We start from the raw sequence: 8,109 nt of genomic DNA, 5'->3' as shown, positions 1-8,109 counted from the left end.
GTGACGACGCCCTCGGGGCTGCCGCCGGTGCCGATGCACATGTCGATCCGCGTCTCGTACCGCGCCGCGTTGATGCCGCCCGCGACGTCCCCGTCGAGCAGCAGCCTGGTGCCGGCGCCCGCCGACCGGATCTCGTCGATGAGGCCCTCGTGGCGCGGCCGGTCGAGCACCGCGATCACCATCTCGCCGACGTCCTTGCCCTTCGCCTTCGCGAGCTCCCGGACGTTGTCCCCCACCGATTGCTCGAGCGAGCAGACACCGATGCCGTGGTGGTCGGTGACGATCTTCTCCATGTAGAAGACGGTCGAGGCGTCGAGCATCGTGTGCCGGTCGGAGACGGCGATCATCGAGAGCGCGTTCTGCCGTCCCTGCGCGGTCATCGCGGTGCCGTCGATCGGGTCGACGGCGATGTCCGCCTGCGGTCCGTCCCCGTTCCCGACGTGCTCCCCGTTGAAGAGCATCGGCGCCTTGTCCTTCTCGCCCTCACCGATCACCACGACGCCGTCGAAGGCGACGGTGGCGAGGAACGCCCGCATGGCGTCGACCGCGGCGCCGTCCGCGCCGAGCTTGTCGCCCTTGCCGATGAACGGCACGGCGCGGATGGCGGCCGCCTCCGTCGCCCGCACGAGCTCCAGGGCGAGGTTGCGGTCCGGCGCCGCCATGAGATCGACACGTTCGGCCACTTGAGGTCCTCCTCGATCCGCTCCGCTCGAAGGCTACTGCGGGCCGCCCCCACGGCGCCTCGGAGGCGCCCGTCACTAGACTTCGGGCCGTCCGACCGTGCCACGCAAGGAGCCCTTCGATGCCCGTCGCCACCCCCGACCAGTACGCCGAGATGCTCGACCGGGCGAAGCGCGGCGGGTTCGCCTACCCGGCCGTGAACGTGTCGTCCTCGCAGACGATCAACGCCGTGCTCCAGGGCCTCACCGAGGCCGGTTCCGACGGGATCATCCAGGTCACGACGGGCGGCGCCGACTACTTCGCCGGCCAGACCGTGAAGAACCGGGCGTCGGGCGCGATCGCGTTCGCGAAGTTCGCCACCGAGGTCGCGAGGAACTACCCCGTCACCGTGGCGCTGCACACCGACCACTGCCCGAAGCCGGCGCTCGAATCCTTCGTGCTCCCGCTCATCGCCGCCTCCGAGGAGGAGGTCAAGGCGGGCAGGAACCCGATCTTCCAGTCGCACATGTGGGACGGATCCGCGGTGCCGCTCGACGAGAACATCGAGATCGCGACCGACATGCTGAAGCGCGCGCGGGCGATCAACGCGATCCTCGAGGTCGAGATCGGCGTGGTCGGCGGCGAGGAGGACGGCGTCGCGCACGAGGGCACGAACGAGGCGCTCTACACGACCCTCGGCGACGTCGAGAAGGTCGTCGAGGCGCTCGGCCTCGGCGAGAACGGCCGCTACATCGCCGCCCTCACCTTCGGCAACGTGCACGGCGTCTACAAGCCGGGCAACGTGAAGCTGCGGCCCGAGCTGCTGGGCGAGATCCAGGCGGGCCTGGCCGAGCGGTACGGGCACGGCCCGAAGCCGCTCGAGCTGGTCTTCCACGGCGGATCCGGATCCACGTCGGAGGAGATCGCGGAGGCCGTCGGCAACGGCGTCGTGAAGATGAACATCGACACCGACACGCAGTACACGTTCACCCGCTCGATCGCCGACACGATGTTCAAGAACTACGACGGCGTGCTGAAGGTCGACGGCGAGGTCGGGAACAAGAAGATCTACGACCCGCGCGCGTGGGGCAAGATCGCCGAGACCGCCATGGCCGCGCGGGTGGTCGAGGCCACGCAGCAGCTCGGCTCGGCCGGGAGGTCGCAGTCCGCCTGAGCGGTGCCCCTCAGGGGGCCGGGCTCACGTGCTCGAGGGACGTGAGCACGGCGGGGTCGGCGGCGATCGCGGCGGTGATCAGCACGAGGGTCAGCAGCGCGCTCACCGCGCCGGCGGCGAGCGGCACCCAGAAGGCGACCCGGTGGTCGCGGATCCGCGGCACGGCGAAGCCGATGGCGAGCGCGAGGCTGACGATGGACTCGGCGACGACGATCCAGCCGATCGCCGAGCCGAGCCCGGTCTGGGTGTAGGGCCCGAGGCCCCGCGAGCTGAGCACCGTGTTCAGCGAACCCGGCAGGTCGCGCGCCTGCGCGACCGTCTGCACGGTGGTGATGACGCCCCAGAGCAGCAGCCCGATGGTGACCGGCGGATCCCAGACGGGCGCGGTCCGCGTGGGCCGCGGGCGCTCGGTCACGGGCGGCTCCGGGGTCAGGCCCGGCCCCCGAGCGCGCGCGGGTCGCGGGCGCCGGAGGCGTCGCGGCGCAGCTCGCGCGGCAGCGAGAAGACCAGGTCCTCCTCCGCCGTCCTGACCTCGTCGACGGTGCCGTAGCCGGCCGCGGCGAGGCGATCGAGGAGCGCGGACACGAGCCGCTCGGGCACGCTCGCGCCGCTCGTGACGCCGACGGTGGTCGCGCCGTCGAGCCAGGCGAGGTCGAGCTCGTCCGCGTCGTCGATGCGGTGCGCCGAGGCGGCGCCGTGCTCGAGGGCGACCTCGACGAGGCGCACGGAGTTGGAGGAGTTCGCGCTGCCGACGACGAGCACGACATCCGCCTGCTTCGCGACCTTCTTGATCGCGACCTGCCGGTTCTGCGTGGCGTAGCAGATGTCGTCGGAGGGCGGATCGGCGAGGTTCGGGAACCGCGCGCGGAGGCGGCGCACGGTCTCCATGGTCTCGTCGACCGAGAGGGTGGTCTGGGACAGCCAGACGAGCTTGTCGGGATCGCGCACCTCGACGGTGTCGGCCTCGTCGGGCGAGCCCACGAGCGTGATCCGGTCGGGCGCCTCGCCGGCCGTGCCCTCGACCTCCTCGTGGCCGCGGTGGCCGATGAGCAGGATCTCGTAGTCGTCGCGGGCGAATCGCACGGCCTCGCGGTGCACCTTGGTCACGAGCGGGCAGGTCGCGTCGATCGCGCGGAGGCCCCGGTCGGCTGCTGCCTGCACGACCGCCGGCGAGACGCCGTGGGCGCTGAAGACGATGTGCGCGCCCTCGGGCACCGCATCCACCTCGTCGACGAAGATCGCGCCCTGCTGCTCGAGCCGGGAGACGACGTGCACGTTGTGCACGATCTGCTTGCGCACGTAGACGGGCGATCCGTAGCGCTCGAGCGCCTTCTCGACGGCGACGACGGCGCGGTCGACGCCGGCGCAGTAGCCGCGCGGGGCGGCGAGCAGCACCCGCTTGACGCCGGTGACGGTGCCGTCGGTTACCGTGGGGCGCTCCGCCGGACCGGCGGGCGCGACGAGGTCGGTTGGCGATGACACACCACCGATTCTACGAGGGGCATGGATGACGGACGGCGTCGGGACCGCGGATGCGCCGTGGCCGGTGGGCCTCCTGGCCGACAAGCTGAAGGGCTGGATCGACCGGCTCGGCCAGGTGTGGATCGAGGGCGAGATCACCCAGTGGGGTCCCCGCGGTCAGAACGTCTACGGCAAGCTCAAGGACCTCGAGCGCGAAGCGACCGTCTCCTTCCAGATCTGGTCGTCGGTGCGGGCGAAGCTGCCCGCCGACCTGAAGCAGGGCGACCGCGTCGTCGCGCTCGTCAAGCCGGACTACTGGGTGCGCGGCGGCTCGCTGAGCATGCAGGTGTTCGCGATGCGCCACGTGGGGCTCGGCGACCTGCTCGAGCGCCTCGAGCAGCTGCGGCGGCAGCTCGCATCCGAGGGGCTCTTCTCGGCCGAGCGCAAGCGCCGGCTGCCGTTCCTGCCGAGCACCATCGGCCTCATCACCGGCAAGGACAGCGACGCGGAGAAGGACGTGCTGCGCAACGCCCAGCTGCGCTGGCCCAACGTGCGGTTCCGGGTCGTGCACACCGCCGTGCAGGGCGACCGCACGGTGCCCGAGGTGGTCGCGGCGCTGAAGCAGCTCGAGGACGACCCCGAGGTCGACGTCATCATCGTCGCCCGCGGCGGCGGCGACTTCCAGAACCTGCTCGGCTTCAGCGACGAACGCCTCGTGCGCACGGTGGCGGCGATGACGACGCCCGTGGTCAGCGCCATCGGCCATGAGGCCGACCGCCCGCTGCTCGACGACGTGGCCGACCTCCGTGCCTCCACGCCCACGGACGCCGCGAAGCGGGTCGTGCCCGACGTGACGGAGGAGCTGAACCGGGTGCGCCAGGCCCGCACCATGATGTTCTCCCGCATGACGCAGCGGATCGCGCGCTCGAGCGATGAGATCACCGGGCTCCGCGCGCGGCGCGTGCTCGCCGAGGGCGACTGGATCGTCACCGGCCGCGAGGACGAGCTCACCCGGTACGTCGCCCGCGGCGCGGAGCTCGTCGACCGCACGATCCTCGAAGCGCAGTCGCGGCTCGCGGAGGCCCGCGGGCACCTGCGCGCCCTCTCGCCGCTGCGCACCCTCGACCGCGGCTACGCGATCGTGCTCACCGGCACGGGGGCGGCGCTCCGGCACGTCGCGGACGCGCCCGCCGGCACCACGCTGACCGTCAGGGTGACCGACGGGGCGGTCGCCGCCACGAGCGACGGGCCCGCGCCTGTCGGGCGCCGCTCGTAGAATCGCGGCCATGAGCGACCCACGCGACGAGGACCTCGAGCTGCGCATGGTCGAGGTCGAGGAGACGGTCGTCACGACGGTCTCCGGCCCCGGCGAGGGGCCGGACGACGACATCGAGGCGATGTCGGCTGCGCCTGATGACGACATCCGAGCGATGTCGTACGAAGAGGCGCGGGACGCGCTCGTCGGCGTCGTCGACCGGCTGGAGCGCGGCGGCAGCACGCTCGAGGAGTCGCTGGCGCTCTGGGAGCGCGGTGAGGCCCTCGCCGCCCGGTGCGAGACCTGGTTGATCGGTGCCCGGGCGCGGCTCGACGCCGCCAGGGGCACCGCCCCGGCCGACGCGTGAGCGCGAAGCAGCCCCGCGTCGTCGCCGAGCTCGGCCGGCCCGAGACCCCCGACGAGAAGGACGCCCGCACCGCGGAGAACCGGCGGCTCCGGCGGCAGCGCCAGAACGCCCGCAACCTCGTCTACTCGCTTCTCGTGTGCGTCGCGCTGGTGATCGTCATCGTGCTGGCGGTCCCCCGCGGCACCGCGCCGCCGCGCACCGCCGTCGACTACCGGTCCCTCGCGAGCCAGTCGGAGGGATCCGTCGACCGCCCCCTGCTCGCGCCGCCGGTCCCGTCGAGCTGGAGCGCGAACGCCGCCGAGCTGCGGTCGTCCGACGGCGTCACCTCCTGGTACGTCGGCTTCGTGCTGCCGAAGAACGAGTTCCTCTCGTACACCGAGGGGCTGAACAGCAACGGCACCTGGCTCGCCGACGTGCTCGGATCCGCCAAGGGCGGCGGCACCACGGACGTCGGCGGCCTCACCTGGCGCGTCTACGACCGCCGCAGCCTCGGCGACGCGGCCGGCAACGTCGCGTACGCCCTCGCCACCCGCGTCGGCTCCACGGATCTCGTGGTGTCGGGCACCGCGACCCCCGCGGAGACGCGATCCCTCGCCGCCGCCCTCGCAGCCGAAGCGAGCACGCGGCACCTGACCGGAACGGATGTGGCCCCGTGAGCGCACCCACCACCCCTGACGACGCCTGGCAGCGCCTGGCGGAGGGCAACACCCGCTTCCTCATCGGGCAGCCCCTGCATCCCCGCCAGGACGTCGAGACGCGGGAGCGCCTGGCCTCGTCGCAGGCGCCGGTGGCCACCTTCTTCGGCTGCAGCGACTCGCGGGTCGGCGCGGAGATCCTGTTCGACCAGGGCCTCGGCGACCTCTTCGTCGTCCGCAACGCGGGGCACGTCGTCTCCGACGCCGCCGTCGCGAGCATCGAGTACGCGGTCGCGGTGCTCGGCACCCCGATCGTCGTGGTGCTCGCCCACGACCGCTGCGGCGCCGTCCGCGCCGCGGTCGACGCTGAGGCGCCCGACGCCCCGGCCCTGCCGCCGCTCATCGCGGCGCACGTCGACCACATCCGTCCGGCCGTCGAGGCCTCGCGGCGCGCGCATCCCGAGGGTCCCTTGGACGCGGACGCGGTCGCCGGCGTGCACCTCGAGGCCACGGTGGCGGCCCTCCTCGCGGCGTCCGAGCTGCTCTCCGCCGCGGTGGCCGACGGTAGCCTGGCGGTGATCGGTGCGCAGTACCGGCTGGCCGAGGGGCGCGTCGAGCGCCGCGTCGCGGTCGGGCTCGCGTAGCAGCACCCCCGAACGCCGAAGGAGCCGTATGTCCGGCGAGTACCGCATCGAGCACGACACCATGGGCGAGGTCCGCGTGCCCGCGGACGCCCTGTGGGCGGCGCAGACCCAGCGTGCGGTGGAGAACTTCCCCGTCTCGGGGCACGGCCTCGAGGCCGCGCAGATCGTCGCGCTCGCGCGGATCAAGCGTGCGGCCGCGCTCGTGAACGGCGAGCTCGGCGTGCTGCAGCAGGACGTCGTGGACGCCGTCGTCGGCGCCGCGGACGAGATCATCGACGGGCAGCACCTCGACCAGTTCCCGATCGACGTGTACCAGACCGGCAGCGGCACCTCGTCGAACATGAACATGAACGAGGTGCTCGCCGCCCTCGCGACCCAGCGGCTCGGCCGCCCCGTGCATCCGAACGACGCGGTCAACGCCTCGCAGTCGTCGAACGACGTGTTCCCGACCTCGGTGCACGTCGCGGCGACCGAGGCGATGCTCGGCGACCTCGTGCCTGCGCTCGAGCACCTCGCGACGTCGCTCGAGGCACGCGCGACCGAGTGGGCGGGGCTCGTGAAACCCGGCCGCACGCACCTGATGGACGCGACCCCGGTGACGTTCGGTCAGGAGTTCGGCGGCTACGCCCGCCAGATCCGGCTCGGCATCGACCGGGTGCAGGCCGCGGTGCCGCGCCTCGCGGAGGTGCCGCTCGGCGGCACGGCCACCGGCACGGGCATCAACACCCCGGCGGGCTTCTCCCCCAAGGTGATCGCGATCCTCGCCGAGACGACGGGGCTGCCGATCACCGAGGCGCTCGACCACTTCGAGGCGCAGGGCGCGCGCGACGCGCTCGTGGAGGCCTCCGGCTCGCTCCGCGTGCTCGCGGTGAGCCTCACGAAGATCTGCAACGACCTCCGGTGGATGGGCTCGGGGCCGAACACCGGCCTCGGCGAGCTGCACATCCCCGACCTGCAGCCGGGATCGTCGATCATGCCCGGCAAGGTGAACCCGGTAATCCCGGAGGCCGTGCTCATGGTCGCCTCCCGCGTCGTCGGCAACGACGCCACGATCGCCTGGAGCGGCGCATCCGGGTCGTTCGAGCTGAACGTCGCGATCCCGGTCATGGGCACCGCGCTGCTGGAGTCGATCCGGCTGCTCACCAATTCGGTGCGCGCGCTCGCCGACAAGACGATCGCCGGCCTCGAGGCGGACGTCGAGCACGCCCGGGCGCTCGCGGAGTCGTCGCCGTCGATCGTGACGCCGCTGAACAAGGTGATCGGTTACGAGGCGGCCGCGAAGATCGCGAAGCACGCGGTGGCCGAGAGCGTCACCATCCGTCAGGCCGTGATCGACCTCGGCTTCGTCGAGCGCGGCGAGGTCACCCTTGAGCAGCTCGACTCGGCCCTCGACGTGCTCTCGATGACGAAGCCGCCGCAGGCGTAGCTGTCGCGCGCCCGCGTCACTGCTCGAACAGGCAGAACGGATGCCCCGCTGGGTCGAGATGCACCCGCACGCCCTCCTGGGGCTGAAATTCCGCGAGCACCGCGCCAAGCTGTTCGGCACGGGCCGACGCCGCGGCGAGGTCGTCAACGCGGATGTCGAGGTGCAACTGTTGCTGCTGCTCCCCCGGCTCTCCGGGCCAGACCGGCCGCACGTGGTGCTCCTCGCTCTGGAACGACAGGCCGTAGCCGTTGGGTGACGCGAGCATCACCCAGCCGGGCTCGGCATACTTCTGCTCCCAGCCGAGCAGCTCCCGGTAGAAGTCGGCGAGGACCTGGGGGTCGGGCGCGCCGAGCACGGTCGAGGCAAGCTGAAATGTTGGCATAGCGCCATGATTCTCTCAGCAGGCGACCGTGACAACGGGCGCTCGGCACGGCCCGAAGGGGATGCGCCGCAACGCGCCGCCGCCCGGCACCAGCAGGGCAACAAC

Annotated in this window: 9 protein-coding genes and 1 pseudogene; 6 read left to right on the top strand and 4 right to left on the bottom strand. The window is 72.3% G+C overall.

Annotated elements, in window-relative coordinates; genetic code table 11:
• Positions 1–662: fructose-bisphosphatase class II family protein (locus tag VIG76_RS13040; RefSeq protein ID WP_331954844.1), on the bottom strand; the 662-nt coding region annotated here is incomplete at its 3' end.
• Between the two features lie 140 nt (positions 663–802).
• On the opposite strand from VIG76_RS13040, the gene fbaA reads away from it, so the two are divergent.
• The gene (fbaA, locus tag VIG76_RS13035) at positions 803–1,834 is read left to right on the top strand and encodes a class II fructose-bisphosphate aldolase (RefSeq protein WP_331954840.1); all 1,032 of its coding nucleotides are present in this window, start codon (positions 803–805) and stop codon (positions 1,832–1,834) included.
• Between the two features lie 10 nt (positions 1,835–1,844).
• Here fbaA and VIG76_RS13030 read toward each other — a convergent pair.
• Together VIG76_RS13030 and VIG76_RS13025 are read right to left on the bottom strand one after the other, a co-directional pair.
• A pseudogene (locus VIG76_RS13030) lies at positions 1,845–2,357 on the bottom strand (DUF6264 family protein); the annotation flags it as partial.
• On the bottom strand, positions 2,264–3,229 hold the full coding sequence (locus tag VIG76_RS13025) for a 4-hydroxy-3-methylbut-2-enyl diphosphate reductase (protein WP_414640645.1): 966 nt from the start codon (positions 3,227–3,229) through the stop codon (positions 2,264–2,266). The pseudogene VIG76_RS13030 and the gene VIG76_RS13025, both read right to left, overlap by 94 nt.
• 112 nt (positions 3,230–3,341) lie before the next feature.
• On the opposite strand from VIG76_RS13025, the gene xseA reads away from it, so the two are divergent.
• The 5 genes from xseA to VIG76_RS13000 all read left to right on the top strand — a co-directional run bounded on the left by xseA (position 3,342) and on the right by VIG76_RS13000 (position 7,622).
• On the top strand, positions 3,342–4,571 hold the full coding sequence (gene xseA, locus VIG76_RS13020; RefSeq protein ID WP_331954836.1) for an exodeoxyribonuclease VII large subunit: 1,230 nt from the start codon (positions 3,342–3,344) through the stop codon (positions 4,569–4,571).
• Between the two features lie 121 nt (positions 4,572–4,692).
• On the top strand, positions 4,693–4,917 hold the full coding sequence (locus VIG76_RS13015; RefSeq protein ID WP_331954842.1) for an exodeoxyribonuclease VII small subunit: 225 nt from the start codon (positions 4,693–4,695) through the stop codon (positions 4,915–4,917).
• Positions 4,914–5,573: a DUF4245 domain-containing protein gene (locus tag VIG76_RS13010; protein ID WP_331954834.1), complete on the top strand. Its 660-nt coding sequence runs from the start codon at positions 4,914–4,916 to the stop codon at positions 5,571–5,573. Before VIG76_RS13015 ends, VIG76_RS13010 begins: the two co-directional genes overlap by 4 nt.
• Positions 5,570–6,196, top strand: coding sequence for a carbonic anhydrase (locus VIG76_RS13005; protein ID WP_331954832.1), 627 nt, complete (start codon positions 5,570–5,572; stop codon positions 6,194–6,196). The genes VIG76_RS13010 and VIG76_RS13005 overlap by 4 nt, the downstream gene beginning before the upstream one ends.
• A 28-nt stretch (positions 6,197–6,224) precedes the next feature.
• Positions 6,225–7,622, top strand: coding sequence for a class II fumarate hydratase (locus tag VIG76_RS13000; RefSeq protein WP_331954830.1), 1,398 nt, complete (start codon positions 6,225–6,227; stop codon positions 7,620–7,622).
• Between the two features lie 16 nt (positions 7,623–7,638).
• Here VIG76_RS13000 and VIG76_RS12995 read toward each other — a convergent pair whose 3' ends face one another.
• Positions 7,639–8,004, bottom strand: coding sequence for a VOC family protein (locus VIG76_RS12995; protein ID WP_331954828.1), 366 nt, complete (start codon positions 8,002–8,004; stop codon positions 7,639–7,641).
• Between the last annotated feature and the right edge of the window lie 105 nt (positions 8,005–8,109).

Source organism: Amnibacterium sp. (genome assembly GCF_036559085.1).
Taxonomy (GTDB): domain Bacteria; phylum Actinomycetota; class Actinomycetes; order Actinomycetales; family Microbacteriaceae; genus Amnibacterium.
The sequence above is the reverse complement of the archived record's forward strand: the minus strand, read 5'-3'. Positions and strand labels throughout refer to the sequence as shown.

Excerpts from the sequence above, each read along its gene's own strand:
- VIG76_RS13015 (WP_331954842.1), top strand. The coding sequence starts at position 4,693 with ATGTCGGCTGCGCCTGATGACGACATCCGAGCGATGTCGTACGAAGAG.
- VIG76_RS12995 (WP_331954828.1), bottom strand. The coding sequence starts at position 8,004 with ATGCCAACATTTCAGCTTGCCTCGACCGTGCTCGGCGCGCCCGACCCC.
- VIG76_RS13000 (WP_331954830.1), top strand. The coding sequence starts at position 6,225 with ATGTCCGGCGAGTACCGCATCGAGCACGACACCATGGGCGAGGTCCGC.
- fbaA (WP_331954840.1), top strand. The coding sequence starts at position 803 with ATGCCCGTCGCCACCCCCGACCAGTACGCCGAGATGCTCGACCGGGCG.
- xseA (WP_331954836.1), top strand. The coding sequence starts at position 3,342 with ATGACGGACGGCGTCGGGACCGCGGATGCGCCGTGGCCGGTGGGCCTC.